This window comes from Microvirga pakistanensis (genome assembly GCF_004458765.1).
GTDB lineage: Bacteria > Pseudomonadota > Alphaproteobacteria > Rhizobiales > Beijerinckiaceae > Microvirga > Microvirga pakistanensis.
Map to the genome: position 1 here is coordinate 1 of NZ_SPJX01000168.1, position 223 is coordinate 223.

Annotated in this window: 1 pseudogene; it reads left to right on the plus strand. The window is 69.5% G+C overall.

Going from position 1 to position 223, the window contains the following annotated elements:
* A pseudogene (locus E4K09_RS07585) lies at positions 1 to 223 on the plus strand (regulatory protein RecX); the annotation flags it as partial.

Consider the following 223-nt stretch of genomic DNA (forward strand, 5'->3'; position numbering starts at 1 on the left):
CCTCCACGGCAGGTCAGCGCCGCCTATCTGCAGCGGGCGGCGCTCGCCTATCTCGAACGCTATGCCTCCTCGGCCGAGAACCTGCGGCGCGTCCTGAGGCGCAAGGTCGACCAGCGCTGCCGCCTGCGCGGCGAGGATCCGGCGGAATTCCAGGACATGATCGACGAGGTGGTGGCCAAGAGCCTGCGCGCCGGCCTCATCGACGATACCCGCTACGCGGAAG